Raw genomic sequence first — 18555 nt, 5'->3', positions numbered from 1 at the left:
GTTGTGAATCCTTAAATAATCAAACGGTGTGGGAAGATGATTGGTCGTGGAGATGGTGGAAATCAATTCTAGGTACGGTTTCGATCAATTTTTGGCTATAAAGGTGCACTGGTGATGCGATCACCTCACCGGTTGCACCATCTTCAATAATTTGTCCTTGGTGCATGACTAGCATTCGCTCACATAAATCCGATACCAGAGAAATATCATGGGTCACGACGAGTAATCCCATCTGGTTTTCATGACAGACCCTTTTCAGTAACGACTTAATTTGCTCTCTCAATGGGAGGTCAAGGCCACTGGTTGGCTCGTCTGCTAATAGAAATTTAGGTTGTATAATCAATGCACGAGCTAATGCAATCCGCTGAGCTTGACCGCCCGAGAGTTCACCTGCCTTCTTATAAAGAATACTAACCGGTAACTCGACTTGTTTAACGGCACGCTCTAAGGCGGCTTGACAAGGTTTCCCTACTGCCAATCGTTTAAGCGGTTCTGCGAGCAATTTTGCTACGGTTTGAGTGGGAGGCAAGGCGGTATGAGGGTCTTGTGGAATATATTGTACCAAACGTCGATAATTTTTTAGTGTTTGCCAAGGTGAGTGGATAATGGGCATTCCCGCACAATGTATTTGTCCCGTCTGCGGTGCCGCTAAACCTAGGATCAGCTTTAATAGTGTCGATTTGCCACTGCCTGACTCTCCAACTAAGCCAACACGCTCTTGTTGTCCGATGGATAGCGAAAGAGAATCAATGATGGTGTGTTTTTTTTTCGCAGTTCTATAACTGTAATTTAATGCATTGAGCACAAGAAAATATGCATGCGGATCAATATGTTTTAACATGCACTCGCCACTCTTGTTGGTATGATAAGCTCATGGAGGTTGTGGTTGCTTGCCGCTTTAACCAGTTGCTGGGTATAGGGATGAGCGGGGGAGGTGAGAAGACCGTTCATGCTGCCGGTTTCTACAATACGACCATTTTCCATCACAATTGCTCTTTGGCACAGTTGAGCCGCGACATTAATGTCATGAGTAATAAAGAGCAGAGAAAGGCGATAGCTATGCAGCTGTTGATCGTGATTACAACGCTCACCGCAACATTGCTGAAGTAAAGTGATGACCTGTTTTTGATTAATGACGTCGAGTGCGGTTGTTGGTTCATCGGCGACGAGTAGGCTTGAGCCACTTAACAGCGCAAAAGCAATACATAAACGTTGTCGTTGTCCGCCGGAGAGCTCACAAGGTAAACGAGACAGGAGATCATCACTATTAGATAATTGCATTTTATTCATTAGGGTTTGCAATTCATGCTGCGAACGGAGGTGAGTACTAAGCAGCATTTGTTTACCGACACTCATCAGTGGATTGAGTGCGCTAAAACTATCTTGGAAGATCGTTGCTACGCGCGATTTGGAACGGCGGGCCAAAATTGGCTGTTGTGCAATACTATCGCCATCGAAATCGATTTCTCCCTCAATATCGCAGTAAGGAGGTAAAGTACCACTGATTGCTCTAGCGGTCAGTGATTTACCAGACCCTGAAGCGCCTAATAAAGCAACTCGTTCCCCCTCATATAACTGAAAGCTAACGTTATCCAAAAGTTGAGTTCCATCAATGCGCAAGCTTAAGTTTCTGACATCTAAAATCTTTTTCTTATTTTTCATAATACGAACTTTTGGATTGATTGAAATACGTTATAACATAACAATGTTGTCATGATTATAAATAACTTTCAATTTGATTTTTATATCATTTAATAAGCAATGAGTTGCTCTTTGGTTAAGTCTTCGTTTGATTAAAAGGGAAACGCTGTCATTACTATCTAATGAACACAGTATGTCTGTAAGCGTTATAGGAATTCCTAACGTCATGAACAAAAGTTACAAAAGCTAAAGATAGTTACATTAATAGGAGGCTCAATATTCGATGTGTTAAGGGTTGTTAGAATGACGGCATAATTTTAACAATCTAATAAAAAGGTAGAATATGTTAGCCAATAATGTGAACTCCCAAAAAGATAAGCGGATGATCAATATCATCTTTGCCTTATCGGCTGCTGTGATACTCTTTTCAACGCTGTCCAATAACTTACCAACGGGAATCATCGGCGCGATTGGCGTCATGGTCGTGGTTGGTTACATCCTTAATCTGATCGGTGATAAAACGCCGATTATCAATCAATTTTTTGGTGGTGGGGCGATTGTCGTTATCTTTGGCTCTTCCTACCTTTTTCATAGTGGCATTATGCCGCATGAAACTACGGAAACCGTGACTACCTTTGTTAAAGGTGGCGGATTTTTATCCTTCTTTATTGCCAGCTTAGTGACCGGTTCTATCTTAGGTATGGACACTCAAGTCTTGAAAAAAGCGGCGCTGAAATACATCCCAGTTATTTTGGGCGGTGTGGCGTGCGCTTTTTTATTTGCAGGCCTTGTCGGCAGCCTATTGGGTGAAGGATTCTTTGCATCGGTTATGTTGATTGCTTTGCCTATCATGGGTGGCGGCATGGGCGCTGGTGCGGTCCCTTTGGTTGAGATTATGTCGGGTAATACTGGTATGTCAGCCGAAATGCTCTTATCGAAAATGGTCCCTGCATTAGCGATAGGTAACGCGATGGCGATTGTTATCGCTGGGCTACTGGATAAGTTGGGCAAAGTTTACCCTTCATTAACGGGGAATGGACAACTGATCCGAGGGAACGCCGAGCAGCCAGTTGCGTCGGAAAATGAATCACCGATATCAATCAATGTGTTGGGGATAGGCGCACTGCTGGCAATCACCATGTATTTCGTTGGTACGATGTTGAGTGATGTGATCAGCATGCACCCTTACGCTTTAATGATTCTATTTGTCGCATTAGTCAAAGTTATGGGGCTGATTCCGCGTGAGTTAGAGAAAGCCGCTCACGGTTGGTACAAGTTTGTGGTTGATAACTTAACACCAGCGTTATTGGTAGGAATTGGCGTGGCGTATACGGATCTTAATCAAATTCTCGCCTCATTGACGATGGTCTATTTCTTAATGGTTTTGGCAACCGTGCTCGGTGCGGTAGTTGGGGCCGCGTTGATTGGACGATTAATCGGTTTTAATCCTATTGAAGCAGCAATCACCGCCGGATTATGCATGGCAAACATGGGCGGAACGGGAGATGTGGCGGTGCTTGCAGCCAGCAAACGAATGGAGCTTATGCCTTTCGCACAAATTTCATCACGCATTGGTGGGGCTTTGATGCTAATCATGGCGACCTTTATCATTGAACTCTTAAAATAACGCCTTAGATTAACGCTTAACGGGTTAAGTTGTGTTAGTGATAGTTAGCACTATAATTATCAAGAGCATGATTGAGCTTCGATTTTACTTCAAGAAGGCACGATAGGCGTGATCGTATTTGGAGCGCGGTATTGGCTTTAGATTGACCGGCATTGATGACAGTCTCTGGGTACGCTCGCTCATCAGCTTAGTGGTTCCGACAAGCGTTTAATTGATTTCTCTATTAAGGAAAATACATGTTCTATTTACATATGCTGCTTCTTTTTGCGGTGATTTTTACTGGTATTCGCTATGGCGGCATCGCGTTTGGTTTACTCGGCGGCTTAGGGGTTTCGGTTCTCGCGTTTGTCTTTGGTGTCGCTCCCGGAACGCCGCCAATTGGTGTCATGCTGATCATTTTAGCGGTGGTATCGGCTTCAGCGACATTAGAAGCCACGGGCGGATTAAAACTATTGGTAAAATACGCAGAAAAAATGCTGCGTAAACATCCCAATCATATCGTTTATCTCGGACCACTTTGTACCTATTCATTAACCGTATTAGTCGGCACTGGTCACTCGGTTTATCCGCTGTTACCAGTGATTTATGATGTTGCATATAAGAAAGGGATTCGACCTGAACGGCCGATGGCGATTGCGTCAGTGGCATCACAAATGGGCATTACAGCCAGCCCCATCGCTGCTGCTGCTGCGGTATTTATGGCTACCGCTGCTGACAATAATTTAGATATCGGTTTACACAATGTATTGATGGTGACTATTCCTGCCACTTTGATTGGCTTATTGGTGGCTTGTACGTGGAGTTTAAACCGAGGAAAAGATCTCGATAAAGATCCTGAGTTTCAAGCGCGTTGCCAAGATGAAGAATTTCGTAACGGCCTGATTGATCCTGAAGCGGAGGTCGTTGAAGGTTCTAGCGAAGACAAAAAAGCCAAAACGGGTTTATTGGTCTTTATGCTGGGGATTGCCTCGGTGATTTTTGTCGCCATGTTCGGCAAAGAGTTAGGCTTACTGCCTAACGGCGTCAATATGTCGGTAGCGATTCAGTTCTTAATGCTGTCCGTTGGGGCCATCATCTTATTAACCACCAATATTCAACCATCGAAAATCGTCAACAGTCATGTTTTCATTGCTGGTATGACCGCGGTAATCATCATCTTTGGTATCGCTTGGCTCAGTGACACCATCATCAGTTATCACAAAACCTTTTTGATCGATATGGTGCGTGATGTGGTGAATCATCACCCGTGGACTTTTGCTATTGCGATGTTTGCGGTATCTATCTTCTTAAAAAGCCAAGCAGCGGTATTAACCATTATGTTACCGTTGGGTTTTTCTTTGGGTATCCCACCAGAAGTGATCATCGGTGTATTACCGGCTTGTTACGCGTATTTCTTCTTTCCGTTTTACCCAAGCGATCTTGCTGCGATAAGTTTTGACCGCTCAGGCACGACTCGGATCGGTAAATACGTGTTAAACCATAGCTTCTTGATCCCTGGATTTATCGGTGTTTCAACCGCAACCGTCGTGGGTTATTTTCTCTCGATGGCGCTTAATGGCTAGCGCTTCCATTCGCTAATGACGGGCTCATTCTTATGCCGAACACTCAATGGTGATCTGGCTGAGGATGAGCTCACTTAAGCGAGCAACAAGATCAGTTAACCAGATGATACAAACGGCGTGGCCTGCCACCCGTTTTATAATTAAGCGCTAAACGAACCATCCCTTCAGATTCTAAAAACTCTAAATAACGGCGAGCCGTAATTCGGCTCACGTTCATCTGCTCGCCAATATCATCCGCTGAAAATTCAGCCAAGTGAGGTTGTTGTAATAATGCCTTCAAGGACGCTAACGTAGTGGCATCAATCCCTTTGGGAGTTTGGCGTAACGGTTTAGTGACCGATTTACCGAGAATATCATCGATATCGCCTTGATCAACGGTTGCCGTACGCGCTAATTTTGCGGTGTAATGTTTGTAATCATCTAACGCTTGATGAATACGCGACATGCGCAGCGGTTTCACCAAATAGTCGGTCACGCCTAACTGAATGGCTTTTTGTACCGTTGCCGTTTCACGTTCGGCGGTCGTCATAATAAAATCACAAGCTGCTTGCTGATCACGTAATTGACGAATCACCTCAATGCCATTGCCATCTGGTAGGCTGATATCAACAAAAATCAGTTGCGGTTTAAAGGTGGTATATTGCAGTAAAGCATCGGCGCAACTTTCGCTGGCGGCGACAACGATAAAATCAGCATGCTGATTAATCGCTGACTCAAGCATATAACTCGCTCGGGGATCATCTTCAAGTAACATGACGGTTGTTTTATTCATAATTAATGACTTTGTTTTTATCTAAATAAATACTGAATAGGGTAGTATTTTCGTCGGTTCTTTCCCAGTCAATACTGCCGTTAAAATTATCGACCCATTGTTTGACCAAATACAAGCCTACACCGCTTTGCTCGTGATCGAGTTTCGTGCTGACTCCAAACTCTAAAATATGCTCGGTAATTTGCTCACTGACTCCCGCTCCGCTATCCTGTACCTCAAAAATAATATGATGACTTCGATCACTAAGATAAATATGCACCAATGGACAACAGCTTGCCCGGTTTTGCCATGCAGCCAGTAAAGCGTTATCAATCAGATTGCCTAAAATAGTCACAAACTTTTCAGAAAGATTTTTCGGATAACTCGATAAGTGAGTATCTTCGTCAATAATAAATTTAACGCCAATCTCTGAGGCTTTATTAAATTTAGCCAGTAATAAACCAGCAATGACACTATCATTGACTGAAAAAACAATATTATGAATGATGGATTGATAGCGATCGGTTTCTTGTTGAATAAATTCAATGGCCTCATGGTGTTTTTGACTTTGTAACAGGCCAGATAAAACATTTAATTTATTGGAATACTCATGGGTTTTACTGCGTAATAGCTGGGCATAATTTTTAAGATAAACCACTTCACGCTCAAGTTCGTTTTGCTCCAGATTGGGAAAAAAGACAATCACTTGGCCTTTAACACCTTTGGGGCTAGCAATCGGGTAAATATCTACTTTGTAGTTTAATTGACCAATAGAAAATTCACCTTGATGCAGCTGGCTCGGTTTGGCTAAAACCAAGTGACTTAATGGTGTTGAATAACGGGAGAGTGGTTGGTTTAAATAATCATAACGATTACAGACGCCCATAGAGAGTTTTTGCATCGCACTATTATTGATGGTGGTAATGTTCATATTATTATCTACGGCAATAATCGCATCGCGAATACTGTCTAATACCATTTCATGCTCACGGAATTTATGAATAATAAATTCCGGTTCATAGTCAAGAAACGTTCGTTTCATTTTAAAAACAAACGCACTGCTGATCCCGATACCCAGTAAATAGACGACAGCAATTAAACCACCAAGATGACCATATTGCGCCAATAAAATATCCGATGTTTTCTCAGATAAATAACCGATACTAACCGCACCAATCACCTCGTCTTGCCAGTAAATGGGTGAGAAATTACGAATCGCTTTACCTAACGTTCCTGAATGGATACTACTGTATTCAGCACCTTGGATTAACGCGGGATAAATATCTTCGCCAATAAATCGTTGACCGACACGCGTCGGATCAGGATGACTTAAACGCATGGCCTTTTTATCTACGACCACAATATAAGACGCATCGGTTTGGGCGCGGATATGTTCCATATAATCAGCAATTGATGAGCGGGTAGGCGATGTATTCTGCGCGTTCACTGCCTCAATCACCGCAGGATCATTCGCGATGACGCGAGCTAACTCTAAACCGCGAGCTTTAAGCCCTTCGGTGTAGGAATTTTGTAGCAGAAAAAAAATAGCGCCGGTCACAACAATCACAATCGAAGAGGTTGTCGCAATCGTCGTTAATGCTAAATAACTTTTGAGTTTCATGCTCCCGCCTAATGACGATGGACTGTACGCTTAGCCCTGATAATTAAGATAAAAATAAGATCATCAGTATATCTCGAAACGACAGCAGAATGTGCAGTTATCCCTGAACGCAGTTCGCGAAAATGTGAGTTAAAGCGGCAATAAAAGCATGATAGACACGGCATTATTTTGTTAACTCGGTAATAGAAAGTGGTTTTTTGCGCCGAGCGTGTGATGTAAACAGATTTAAAATCACCTGTGTAAGGTATTTGTAAAAAATCAGGACTATCGAGATTTGGCATTATCTTGTTGTGCCTGAGAAGTATAAGCGCTTGACGGCTTTAGATTCAATTTCTATCTTTTAACGCTATTTTTGACATTTAAGCTTCTTTTTTCACTCAACGCTCATTAAAGTAACCTCAATGAAAAGTGAAAGGGTAGAGAAAAAATGTCACCACGCGTAGAAAATAATATGGTTGATAGAAAAACCTTTTTAAGGATTTTTATCACCGTTTTTCTACCTATGTTTTTAGCCGCGGTTGACCAAACCTTGCTCGCGACAGCCACACCAACGATTGCCAGTCAATTGGGTAATCTTCAACTCTCATCATGGATAGCCATAGGCTATATGTTAGCCAGTGCCGCTAGCGTTCCGGTATATGGCTGGCTCGGCGACCGTCATGGTCGCAAACCCATGCTGATGACAGCGTTAGTGATTTTTGCTCTCGGCTCGTTATTTTGTTCCTTTTCTACCAGCATGACTTGGCTGATCATTGGTCGAGTGATACAAGGTTTAGGCAGTGGCGGATTAATGAGTTTATCCCAAGCCTTAATTGGCGAGTTGGTGCCGCCACGACAACGAGCGCGTTTCCAAGGCTATTTTTCTGGTTTATTCGCTTTAGCCAGTATTGGCGGCCCAATGATCGGCGGCTTGATCGTCACTTATCTTTCTTGGCCTTGGTTATTTTGGTTTAATTTACCTTTGATAGGCTTAGCGTTATATCGATTAGCCACCTTCAGCATTCCATCAAGTCCTCGACAAAATAAAGAGCCGATTGATATCGGAGGTTTAATCTTATTCCCCACATTAATGACCATTGGCATTTATTGGCTGTCTGCTGGTGGACACTATTTTGCTTGGGCTTCGACCACCAGTATTAGCTTGATAAGCGTTTTATTATTCATTTCATGGCTATTTATTGCTCAGCAACGACGTGTGCGTGCTTCTTTTTTACCCCTTGCGTTACTGGCGCAACGTGAAATTTACATTCCTTTGTTATCCACTTTTATTTTTGCTGCTTGCTTATTTGCGTTGATTTTTTTCTTGCCAATTTATTTACAACTCGGCCTAGGGGTTAGCCCAGCACATTCTGGATTATTACTGATCCCATTATCCTGTGGCTTGATTTCAGGGGCTTTCATTACCGGTAAAGTGATTGCCAAAACCGGCATTCCTAAATATTTACCTGTTTTTGGAATGGGCTTAAGTAGTGTTGCTTTTATGATAATGGCATTGGTTACCTTGCCTGCGCATGGGGTCAGTGCTATTGCAGCTTTATGTGGCCTTGGTTTAGGTACCGTTATGCCATCCACTCAAGTATTGATCCAGACTATCGCCGGTAAAGCCAACTTGGGGCGGATTACCGCGATGGCTTCGCTAAGTCGCTCGCTGGGAGCCTCGGTGGGTACGGCTTTGTTTGGTACATTAATCTATTCATTATTACCGGGCTTATCAGCCAATACAGGCACGCAAGTGCTTACCGATTTACCAGCAGCAGAAGTGCTATCTGCTTTCAAGATAGGCTTTTTACTGGCCGCCTTGTTTGCTTTTTGCGGGCTATTAAATGCACTACGTGCACCAAGTATTCAGTTGGATGATTATGCGTTTGATCGTTAGTGGTGATGTGCCAAAGTTTCCAAATATATTTCAATTTTAAGATATGAATACTTATAAAGTATGAATTTTGTGAACGTTACATTTGATAAGCTAAAGAAAAAATCATAATGTATTTCGTTGCATATCTTTCATTTATTGTCTGGAGAAAGAATTTTGAGACGAAGGTCAGCGGTGTGTAAAAATCAACCAAGCGATTTGGTGGTGGATTTTTTTCAATGCCCTGCGAAAACCTGGCAGCAGGTAAAAGGTGTAGTAATTCCTGGGCGTAGTGTCCCTGAACATTGCCAAATTGTTGGTGAAATTGCCAAAGTGCTGATTCAACGATTTCCTCCCGAAATACAGAGTATCTTATTTCCTGTTGGGAGTGAGCTTGCTGCAGCATGCCATGACATTGGCAAAGTCAGCCCAACCTTTGTTGCCAAAATTTTTAAAGCGTGTGGAATCGATACTAAATCGCTGTCCGCTCTAGCTAATGTGAATCCGTCCTTGGAAGCGCAATGGGGTGGTCATGCAGGCGTAAGTCAAGCGACCGCAGAAGAAATCATGGCCCCCAAGTACGTTGCGCATATCCTTGGACAACATCATGGTTTTAGCCCAAGGGGCGTTGATGATAAGCGAGGAAATGCGGCGGTATTTGGCGGAGACTCGTGGTTTGAGGAACGTTGTAAACTTGTGAACCATCTAAAGGAAGTATTGAACACGGAGTGGCCTAAATTTGAGCGAGCAGAACAAGCTAGAGTTGTTGCTGGTTTAACCTCTGTTGCCGATTGGATTGGCTCAGGCAGCTTTTTTGAAGACCCCACTAAAGCCTGGAAACCTAATGTTATTAAAGCGCTAAATTGTGCTGGTTTCATAACGCCTTCAATTATCAAAGACTTGTCTTTTACTGATATTTTCGATCCAGCTAAACGTAACATGAAACCCAGAGAGGCCCAGATTCAGTTTGTCAATCAGGTTACAGGTCCTGGTGTGTATGTGCTTGAAGCGCAGATGGGAATGGGAAAAACGGAGGCTGCACTCTACGCCGCCTACCGTTTGCTTGCTGAAGCCAAAGCCACTGGGATTTATTTTGCGCTACCGACGCAACTGACCTCTAATAAAATTTATGACCGTTTTAATTCATTTCTAGAACAAATTATCGCGGCTGAAACATCCAACCGCGCACTGTTAATTCACTCAGGTGCATGGTTACTGAAACAAGCAGATATGGGTGAAGAGGGCAGTCCAGGTGGAGCTTGGTTTAATCACAACAAGAGAGGTCTTTTAGCGCCTTTTGCTGTTGGGACTATTGATCAGGCGCTAATGGCCGTGATGAATGTAAAACATGGTTTTGTGAGAGCCTTTGGGCTCGCTGGCAAGGTGGTGATCCTTGATGAAGTCCATAGCTATGATCTCTACACAGGCACCATCTTAAATGAGCTGGTGGCGTTTCTTCGGCAAATTGGCTGTACCGTCATTATATTAAGTGCCACGCTGAGCCCTGCTCGCCGTCATTCCCTACTACAACAACACACTTCCAGTTCCGAGTATCCATTAATTACCGCATTGCATAATGACAGGGATTCTCCGAGCGAAGTTGCTATTCCCTGCGTCGATGGCGCAAAGGTGGAACTGACACATTGCTGCAACGACTTGCAAGCTATCGAAGAGGCGATAAACCGTGCAGCTATGGGGCAACAAGTATTGTGGATTGAGAATACCGTGGCAGATGCCCAACAGCGCTATTTAGATATGGCGAGCAGAGGCATGGGTTTAGGCTGTGAAGTGGGATTATTGCATTCAAGATTTACTCCGCAAGATAGAGAGAAGAATGAACAACACTGGGTGAGTCTCTTTGGTAAAGCGGGTTGGTCGCAGCGTCGGCAATGCGGTCGTATCTTAATTGGAACTCAAGTTCTCGAACAATCGATTGACATAGATGCTGATTTTTTGATTACCCGATTTGCTCCGACCGATATGCTGTTGCAGCGCATTGGTCGGTTATGGCGTCATCTTGATACTCCTAGAGCGACATCAGCACGTTGTGAGTGTTGGTTGTTGGCTCCCAACCTTGAACAAGCACTGAGTTCGCCATCCTCAGCCTTTGGTCATAGTGCTATGGTCTATTCGCCCTATGTGTTGTGTCGCAGCTTGGAAGTATGGCTTGGCCTATATCACCTTGCGCTGCCTTCCAGTATTCGTCCCCTAATTGATCAAACCTACTGCGAGCGTGATGAATCAGCACAGTGGGCATTTTTACTCCATCAGCTCAAAGAAGGTTCACGGTATAAAACAGGTGAAAATGCGCTGCAAGCATTAGCCAAAATCACCTTAGCAAAGGCGGGAAAAACCTTACCCGAACATAAAGCCGATACCCGCTATAGCGATCAAGATACTTATGAAGTATTGCTGCTACGAGCTATTCGCACTAGCGAAGGGCATACCTACGTACGATTGTTGGATAACCGTGAATTGATCTTTCCGCATGCTCGCTACCAGTTAAACAAAGTACAGTGGCGAGAACTGGCTGTTGAGCTTCACCAGTCTCTGGTCAAAGTGAACCTCAAAAATTGTCCAGACAAAATATCCAAACACCAACTTGAGCAACTGTATTTACATCATGTCTTTTATCTCGGTAATCCGGAGGAAGATGAGGCGTTACTCAGGATTGCTTTAGTTAGCCCCGTGGGGGAGTTGCTAACGTTGGATGGACGCAGAGCCAGCGACAAATATCAGTTGGAATACCGACACGATCTGGGCTACCGGGTCATTGTGCAAAAGGAATAAGGATGGATAATCGCTTTAATTTGATTGATGAGCCCTGGATACCAGTTACAAATGCTGGGCTGGTGAGTTTACGGGAGATGTTCCTAAACAACGATCTACGTTCTTTGGGTGGAAATCCCGTGCAAAAAATTGCGCTGACTAAATTGTTGTTGGCGATTGCTCAATCTGCGGCTACGCCAGAAGATGATGGAGATTGGCGACGTATGGGCTACACAGGTATGGCGGACAAGTGTCTGAGCTATTTAGAAAAGTGGCATAACCGATTTTACTTGTACGGCAATATGCCATTTTTACAGATGCCTGCCATCCAACGTGCGGAGGTCAAATCTTTTGGTGTTCTCTCACCTGAGGTCAGCACAGGCAACACTACGGTTCTAACGGAGTCTCAACAAGAGCAGACGCACAGTGATGCGGATAAAGCCCTTTTGCTTGTCGTGCAGATGGCTTTTGGACTGAGTGGTAAGAAAACCGATAACTCAGTTGTTTTATCTCCCGGTTATCAAGGGAAATACAATGACAAAGGTAAAGCAGCAAGTGGTAAAGCCGGATCTGCCGTTGGTCATATGGGGTTGTTGCACTCTTTTTGGTTAGCTGAATCTGTGGTTGAGAGCGTTTGGCTCAATCTCTTGACACAAGAAGACATTGGCGATTTGCCTATGTATTCCATTCTAGGTACAGCTCCTTGGGAACAGATGCCAAGTGGCGAAGCGGATTCTGTAGCCGAAGCCTTAAAAACGTCGCTAATGGGGCGGCTTGTGCCATTAGGTAAGTTCTGTTTGCTGACAGATAACGGTATTCACTACTCCGATGGCATCGCACATCCGAGTTACCTAGAGGGTAAAGCCGATCCTAGCGCATCGGTCGACTTCTCTCAAAAGAAACCGAAGGCATTGTGGGTCAATCCTGATAAAAGACCATGGCGAGAACTGACCGCTTTATTGCAGTTTATCGAAAGCGGAAAAAATAGTGGTTATGAGACGCCACAATTGGCGCGCACCATTAGGCGAGTCAAATATGGGGTTGAGAGTTTTGCCATCTGGTCGGGTGGGCTGCGAGTGAGCAGTAATGCCGGTGAACAATATGCATCCGGCACCGATGATTACGTTCAGTCAGAGTTTTGGTTACTGTCGAGTGAATTAGGGGATTCTTTCCTTGCCCAACTCAAACAGGAAATGTCGGAGCTTAGTGCACTTCAAAAAACCTTATGGGGTGCTGTCGTCCGTTATTTTCGGCAGCTTTCTGATATAGACAAAAGCAGTGCAGGGAAAGCACAGCCTTTTGTGGCGAATCAAGCAGAGCGAGCTACCCATTTATTTTGGCAGTTGTGTGAGAGACAGGCGCAAGCCTTGTTAGATGCTTGCAACGATGACATCGATGCCAAAATTGAACGCCAACGTCTACGCAAGATCTTCGCTGGCTATGCCTTGCGAGTCTTCGACCAAGTATGCCCGAACGACAGCAACCGGCAGTTAGATGCTTGGGCTCAGTCTCGGCCAAATTATCATCAATATCTCAACGTCGAATAAGGAGTGCGCCACAATGGACAACAATCCTGTGGTAACGCGTGATAGCGCCGTTGCTCAGACATCCAAAACAGGTCGATTTATCGCTTATGTTATTGAGCGAATTCAAAAAGACAAAGGGTTTGCGGCTCGTTTGAAACGAGCGGACAACCAGACTACCGAGTACCAAAGTTGGGAGTTATTAGCGAGCTTCGACGTCGATTTAGAAAAAGAGTGGGAGCGCCTGCCCTATTGTATTGTTGGGGCGGCGCTTGCTAAGGCAAAACCGAAAAGTAACGGCCATCTTACCCTTGGACAAGCGATAGCTGCCTGCTATGACGATGGGAATCAGTCCGAGCAAGCCAAAGCACGTTTACGTCGCTTGCTAGCGTGTTCGAGTTCAACAGAAGTGTGCCGTATTCTGCGCCCGCTACTTACTTTGATTGAAAGCAAAGGCGTTGCATTGAATTACCACCAGCTACTGGAACAACTGCTCTGGTATCACGGTAAAGCGCAAGACTCGATTCGTGCACGCTGGGCGCAGGATTTCTATCGTCGATCTGCCACCGCCCAAGCACATGAGGTGAACTATGAGTGAGCTGTTTGCCAGTGCCCTCCACTTAGATAGACGCGCGGTTAAGGCGCTGAAGATAACGGATGCCTACTCCCTACATCGAGTGGTTTATAGCCTTTTCCCGGATGTGAGAACACCAGAGGAAAAAGGAGGCCATACGCAAAGTGGGATTGTCTATGCCGATCAAGGGGGCGATTTTCATGGCCGCAAAGTGCTGGTAGTTTCGGATCGTATGCCGAACGCTAGTGTAGATGGAGTACACGGTGAAGTTGTGAGTAAGACAATTTCTGAGGGGTTTCTCAACCATCAAACTTACCGTTTTAAAGTGCAAGTTAACCCCGTCAGGAAAGACAAGCAAAGTGGTAAACGTATTGCGGTGAAAGGTCGCCAAGATATCGCTCGATGGTTTATTGAAAGGGCCGCGAAAAGTTGGGGCTTTGAAGTACATCCACAGCATCTACAAATCGATAGCATTGAGGTACAGCAATTCAACGATAAACACGGCCGTAAGATCACCCTTGGAAAAGCTCATATTCAAGGTCAGCTCCGCGTGACGAATGCACTGCAATTTCACCACAGTTTTAAACATGGCATTGGTAAAGGTCGGGCATTTGGCTGCGGCTTACTGCAAATTGTACCAATCATAGAAAATCCATTTGCCTGATCTGATTTAAGGATAATAAAGATGAACCACACACTAAAAAATACGCGCATTGAGTTCCATATTTTACAGTCATTCCCAGTCACTTGCTTAAATCGAGACGATGTCGGCGCGCCAAAATCTGCCATTGTTGGTGGTGTTTCTAGAGCGCGAGTCTCCTCTCAATGTTGGAAGCGCCAGGTTAGGTTGGCCATGTCGGAGTTTGGTATTCAGCTGGGTGTGCGCAGTAAAAAAGTCGCTGCACTGTTGCAACAGCACTGTTTATCTTTGGGGGCGAGTGAAGATCAAGCCAACGCATGTGGCGTGCTGATGGCTGGATTTTTTGCTGACGATACCTTGCTGTTTATTAGTGACAGTGAAGCAAAAGCCTTTGCCGCGTATGCACAAGAAAAAGAGTTTGATGCCAAATCACTCAAAGATAAAGAGTTAGTAAAAGTGGCAAAAAAAGTTGTGAATAAGACGCTTGATGCGCTCGATATTGCCTTGTTTGGTCGTATGGTCGCAAAAGCTGCTGAAATGAATGTCGAAGCGGCCGCCTCATTTGCTCATGCCATCTCAACGCATAAAGTTAGCAACGAGTTAGAATTTTTTACCGCGGTTGATGACCATAAAAGTGAAGAAGAAAGTGGCTCTGCACACATGGGCACTTTGGAATATAACTCTGCAACCTATTACCGCTATGTCAGTTTAGATTTGGGTCAACTTCAACAAACACTCGGTGATGATGCCGATATCAGTACCGCGCTCGAAGCGTTTGTTAAAGCACTTTATGTTGCGGTGCCTAGCGCTCGTCAAACCACGCAATCAGGCGCTTGTCCTTGGGAATATGTTCGCGTATTGGTGCGTAAAGGACAACGGCTACAAGCCTCATTTGAACAACCTGTTCGTGCTTCGGGGGAAGGGTATTTATTACCGAGTAAAAAAGCACTTCAAAGCTGGCTAGAACAGCGTGAAAAACTCTCTGGTTCTCTATTTGGGAAGCTGGGTGATTATGAATGGGGTGATGACTTAGACTATAGCATTGATCATTTAATTGCCGATCTTCAATCTCACTTAATGGTGAGGTAAGTCATGTGCGAAAAAAACGCCTATTTGCTCCTGTGGTTAGAAGGACCACTGCAAGCGTGGGGGCACGACTCTAAGTTTGGGGTACGCAATACACTTAATTTTCCGACTCGTTCAGGGATCTTGGGCTTGCTTTGTTGTGCCCGTGGGGCTGGTGGTGAGCAACGTGAGTGGTTAGAAAAAATGTCGCCTATGGCGATGGAGGTTTTAGCCTTTGACCGTAGCGATGCTGAGGGAGAACCGATAATGCGGGAAGCTACATTGAGAGATTTCCACATGGTAGGCAGCGGTTATGATGATGCTGACCCTTGGCAAAACTTGCTCATTCCTAAAACAGCACAGGGGAAAAAAGCGGTCGGCGGTGGTACCAAAATGACCTATCGCTACTACCTGCAAGATGCCCTCTTTGCAGTGATTCTAGAAATTCCTGCTGATGACAAGGAAGCCTTGGAGGATGCGCTACAGAATCCAAGATGGGATCTCTACCTTGGCCGTAAAAACTGCGTACCGACAGAGCTAATCTACCAAGGCATTTATCATTCAACTGAGACAGCAAGGCAGCGTGCTCAAGAGCTGGCGGAGAATAAATACCGTCACTTGAGTTATACCATTGTCGAAGGTGAGCAGGAGGGCGGAGAAGTGTTCACTCTCAATGATGTTCCCGAGCAATTTGGCGTGTCTAAACGTTATCGAGATCGGCGTGTGACGTTATTGGAGCACTAACAATGGCAAAGGGAGAACGACTGTTTGTTAAAGTAACGCGTGAATCCTTGCCCCAAGTGAAAGATAAATATCCCTTTATTTATCTTGAGCGAGGACGGCTGGAAATTGACGACAGTAGTATCAAGTGGATTGATGCCGATGCCAACGTAGTCCCGATTCCAGTAGCAACGATTAATACGTTGCTACTAGGGCCGGGAACCAGTGTAACTCATGACGCAATCAAAACCGCAACTGCGGCAAACTGTTCCATCAGCTGGGTGGGGGAGGATAGCTTACTGTTTTATGCAGCTGGTTTTCTTCCCACGGCAGACACAAGAAATCTAAAGAAGCAGATGTTGTTAGCGGCCAGCGAAGAGAGTGCATTGAAAGTGGCACGCATGATGTTCGCTAAGCGTTTTCCTGATGCAGACCTTGAAGACAAAACCCTAAAAAGCATGATGGGCATGGAAGGTAACCGTGTAAAAGCGCTCTATCAACAAAAGGCCGAGCAGTATGGCGTCGGCTGGAGGGGGCGACAATTTACCCCAGGTAAGTTTTCTTTAAGTGATCTTACCAATCAAATCATGACGGCTAGCAATGCTGCTTTGTATGGCATTTTGTGTTCAGCCATCCACTCAATGGGCTACTCACCACACATTGGATTTATCCATTCGGGCAGCCCATTACCTTTCGTGTATGACATGGCCGATCTTTACAAAGAACACCTTTGTATTGATTTAGCTTTCTCGCTTACCCGAGATATGGCAGGCCACTATGACAAACATAAGGTCTCTGATGCGTTTCGAAAACGCGTTATCAGCATGAATCTGTTACAGCAAGTCTCCTCGGATATCAATGAGTTGATGGGAGGGGGAAATGCTCGTCGTACTAGCAAATGATTTGCCCCCAGCAGTTAGAGGGCGTATGAAGCTATGGTTTGTTGAACCAAGAGCCAATGTGTTTGTTTCTGGCGTAAAAGATTCAGTTGCACTGACGGTCGTTGACTATTTAATGCAGCATTGCCCTGTGGAATCTGGCTTAATGTTATTTCGCAGTATTCCAGAACCACCCGGTTATGAGATTCGCTACAAAGGTGAAGTGCGCAAACCCGTGATTCAGATTTCTGGATTACAATTGATAGTCGAAACCCTTATTTCGTCAAAATAGCAATATATGGGTTTATTTTTGCGATCTTTAACAATATATTGGTGTCTTCCCCACGCCCGTGGGGGTGTTTCTGGGTTCAGGTTAGTAAATAACGAGTTAATTTTGTCTTCCCCACGCCCGTGGGGGTGTTTCTCCACGTATCGCGCACTTGCAAAGCTTTAAGCAGTCTTCCCCACGCCCGTGGGGGTGTTTCTCGGCTTATCATTAAAAGCTTGCGGTATTGATTGTCTTCCCCACGCCCGTGGGGGTGTTTCTAACAATACATCCGGTCAGGTCGGGATTGACGGGTCTTCCCCACGCCCGTGGGGGTGTTTCCACGGCCAAGTGTATGACCAAGTATAAAAGTGAGTCTTCCCCACGCCCGTGGGTGTGTTTCCGTTACACCAAACCGAGCAACCATTTCATCCGCGTCTTCCCCACGCCCGTGGGGGTGTTTCTACTTTACGGCGGGAGAAACTCCACCAAGTCTTGTCTTCCCCACGCCCGTGGGGGTGTTTCCAGAGAGTGATATCCGCTCCTCGATTGGCACAAGTCTTCCCCACGCCCGTGGGGGTGTTTCTCAATACAGACCAACGTCTGCGTGGGAAAAAGGGTCTTCCCCACGCCCGTGGGGGTGTTTCTTTGACTGTGCCAGTTTGCGTCCACCATTTTTCGTCTTCCCCACGCCCGTGGGGGTGTTTCCCAAATATCGCTAGTGCTCGAGTCGATGGCTGAGTCTTCCCCACGCCCGTGGGGGTGTTTCTATTTATACGTCAAAGCGGCAGCGGGTGAGCTTGTCTTCCCCACGCCCGTGGGGGTGTTTCTACTGGCCAGAAAACCGCTGATAAACAGCTTTAGTCTTCCCCACGCCCGTGGGGGTGTTTCCTTTCTTCGGCGTTCCTACTTACTTTTATCGCTGTCTTCTGTCACCGATTATGCAAAACTGATCCACTTAATACTCTCAGTCCGCATGGATTCCCGCCTGCGCGGGGATGACGGTTTGGCTATTGTATGGGTGGTCAATTCGATACTCATCTTGCCAGGCTGTGCCTGTCATAGCT

Annotated in this window: 15 protein-coding genes and 1 CRISPR repeat array; of the genes, 11 read left to right on the top strand and 4 right to left on the bottom strand. The window is 45.2% G+C overall.

The genetic code is table 11. From position 1 onward, the window contains the following. Positions 1 to 19: 19 nt before the first annotated feature. The gene (locus FKQ60_RS01340) at positions 20 to 841 is read right to left on the bottom strand and encodes an ABC transporter ATP-binding protein (protein ID WP_154168009.1); all 822 of its coding nucleotides are present in this window, start codon (positions 839 to 841) and stop codon (positions 20 to 22) included. After that, a complete protein-coding gene (locus FKQ60_RS01335; RefSeq protein ID WP_170905892.1) occupies positions 835 to 1662 on the bottom strand; it encodes an ABC transporter ATP-binding protein in 828 nt (275 codons plus the stop codon). Before FKQ60_RS01335 ends, FKQ60_RS01340 begins: the two co-directional genes overlap by 7 nt. Before the next feature lie 361 nt (positions 1663 to 2023). Between FKQ60_RS01335 and FKQ60_RS01330 the strand changes: the two genes are divergently transcribed. Both FKQ60_RS01330 and FKQ60_RS01325 read left to right on the top strand, forming a co-directional pair. Continuing rightward, on the top strand, positions 2024 to 3268 hold the full coding sequence (locus tag FKQ60_RS01330; RefSeq protein WP_249374260.1) for a 2-hydroxycarboxylate transporter family protein: 1245 nt from the start codon (positions 2024 to 2026) through the stop codon (positions 3266 to 3268). A gap of 236 nt (positions 3269 to 3504) precedes the next feature. Then, on the top strand, positions 3505 to 4830 hold the full coding sequence (locus tag FKQ60_RS01325) for an anaerobic C4-dicarboxylate transporter (protein WP_004395169.1): 1326 nt from the start codon (positions 3505 to 3507) through the stop codon (positions 4828 to 4830). Between the two features lie 91 nt (positions 4831 to 4921). Here FKQ60_RS01325 and FKQ60_RS01320 read toward each other — a convergent pair whose 3' ends face one another. Together FKQ60_RS01320 and FKQ60_RS01315 are read right to left on the bottom strand one after the other, a co-directional pair. After that, positions 4922 to 5602, bottom strand: a complete 681-nt coding sequence (locus tag FKQ60_RS01320) for a response regulator (RefSeq protein ID WP_170905890.1) — start codon at positions 5600 to 5602, stop codon at positions 4922 to 4924. Continuing rightward, complete coding sequence (locus FKQ60_RS01315) at positions 5595 to 7202, bottom strand: sensor histidine kinase (RefSeq protein WP_170905889.1); 1608 nt, start codon at positions 7200 to 7202, stop codon at positions 5595 to 5597. The genes FKQ60_RS01320 and FKQ60_RS01315 overlap by 8 nt, the downstream gene beginning before the upstream one ends. 451 nt (positions 7203 to 7653) lie before the next feature. On the opposite strand from FKQ60_RS01315, the gene FKQ60_RS01310 reads away from it, so the two are divergent. The 9 genes from FKQ60_RS01310 (at position 7654) to cas2e (ending at position 17515) form a co-directional block, all read left to right on the top strand. Beyond that, positions 7654 to 9078, top strand: coding sequence for an MDR family MFS transporter (locus FKQ60_RS01310; RefSeq protein ID WP_238925778.1), 1425 nt, complete (start codon positions 7654 to 7656; stop codon positions 9076 to 9078). Positions 9079 to 9231: 153 nt separating this feature from the next. Further along, positions 9232 to 11844 (top strand): CRISPR-associated helicase Cas3', encoded by a 2613-nt coding sequence (cas3, locus tag FKQ60_RS01305; RefSeq protein ID WP_249374259.1) that lies wholly within the window; start codon positions 9232 to 9234, stop codon positions 11842 to 11844. Between the two features lie 2 nt (positions 11845 to 11846). Next, positions 11847 to 13370, top strand: a complete 1524-nt coding sequence (casA, locus tag FKQ60_RS01300) for a type I-E CRISPR-associated protein Cse1/CasA (protein WP_170905888.1) — start codon at positions 11847 to 11849, stop codon at positions 13368 to 13370. A 13-nt stretch (positions 13371 to 13383) separates the two neighbouring features. Next, positions 13384 to 13944, top strand: a complete 561-nt coding sequence (casB, locus tag FKQ60_RS01295) for a type I-E CRISPR-associated protein Cse2/CasB (protein WP_170905887.1) — start codon at positions 13384 to 13386, stop codon at positions 13942 to 13944. Next, the gene (gene cas6e, locus FKQ60_RS01290) at positions 13937 to 14584 is read left to right on the top strand and encodes a type I-E CRISPR-associated protein Cas6/Cse3/CasE (RefSeq protein ID WP_170905886.1); all 648 of its coding nucleotides are present in this window, start codon (positions 13937 to 13939) and stop codon (positions 14582 to 14584) included. Before casB ends, cas6e begins: the two co-directional genes overlap by 8 nt. A gap of 21 nt (positions 14585 to 14605) precedes the next feature. Then, positions 14606 to 15649: a type I-E CRISPR-associated protein Cas7/Cse4/CasC gene (gene cas7e / locus FKQ60_RS01285; protein ID WP_170905885.1), complete on the top strand. Its 1044-nt coding sequence runs from the start codon at positions 14606 to 14608 to the stop codon at positions 15647 to 15649. Between the two features lie 3 nt (positions 15650 to 15652). Then, complete coding sequence (gene cas5e, locus FKQ60_RS01280) at positions 15653 to 16369, top strand: type I-E CRISPR-associated protein Cas5/CasD (protein ID WP_170905884.1); 717 nt, start codon at positions 15653 to 15655, stop codon at positions 16367 to 16369. Between the two features lie 2 nt (positions 16370 to 16371). Next, positions 16372 to 17247, top strand: a complete 876-nt coding sequence (cas1e, locus tag FKQ60_RS01275; RefSeq protein ID WP_170905883.1) for a type I-E CRISPR-associated endonuclease Cas1e — start codon at positions 16372 to 16374, stop codon at positions 17245 to 17247. 25 nt (positions 17248 to 17272) lie between these two features. Then, a complete protein-coding gene (gene cas2e / locus FKQ60_RS01270) occupies positions 17273 to 17515 on the top strand; it encodes a type I-E CRISPR-associated endoribonuclease Cas2e (RefSeq protein WP_249374258.1) in 243 nt (80 codons plus the stop codon). A gap of 43 nt (positions 17516 to 17558) precedes the next feature. Beyond that, positions 17559 to 18379: a CRISPR direct-repeat array (repeat unit 28 nt; unit sequence GTCTTCCCCACGCCCGTGGGGGTGTTTC). Positions 18380 to 18555: the final 176 nt, after the last annotated feature.

Source organism: Vibrio sp. A11 (assembly GCF_013048705.1).
Lineage (GTDB): Bacteria > Pseudomonadota > Gammaproteobacteria > Enterobacterales > Vibrionaceae > Vibrio > Vibrio metschnikovii.
Note: the sequence above shows the minus strand (reverse complement) of the source record. Positions and strands in the feature narration are given on the sequence as shown.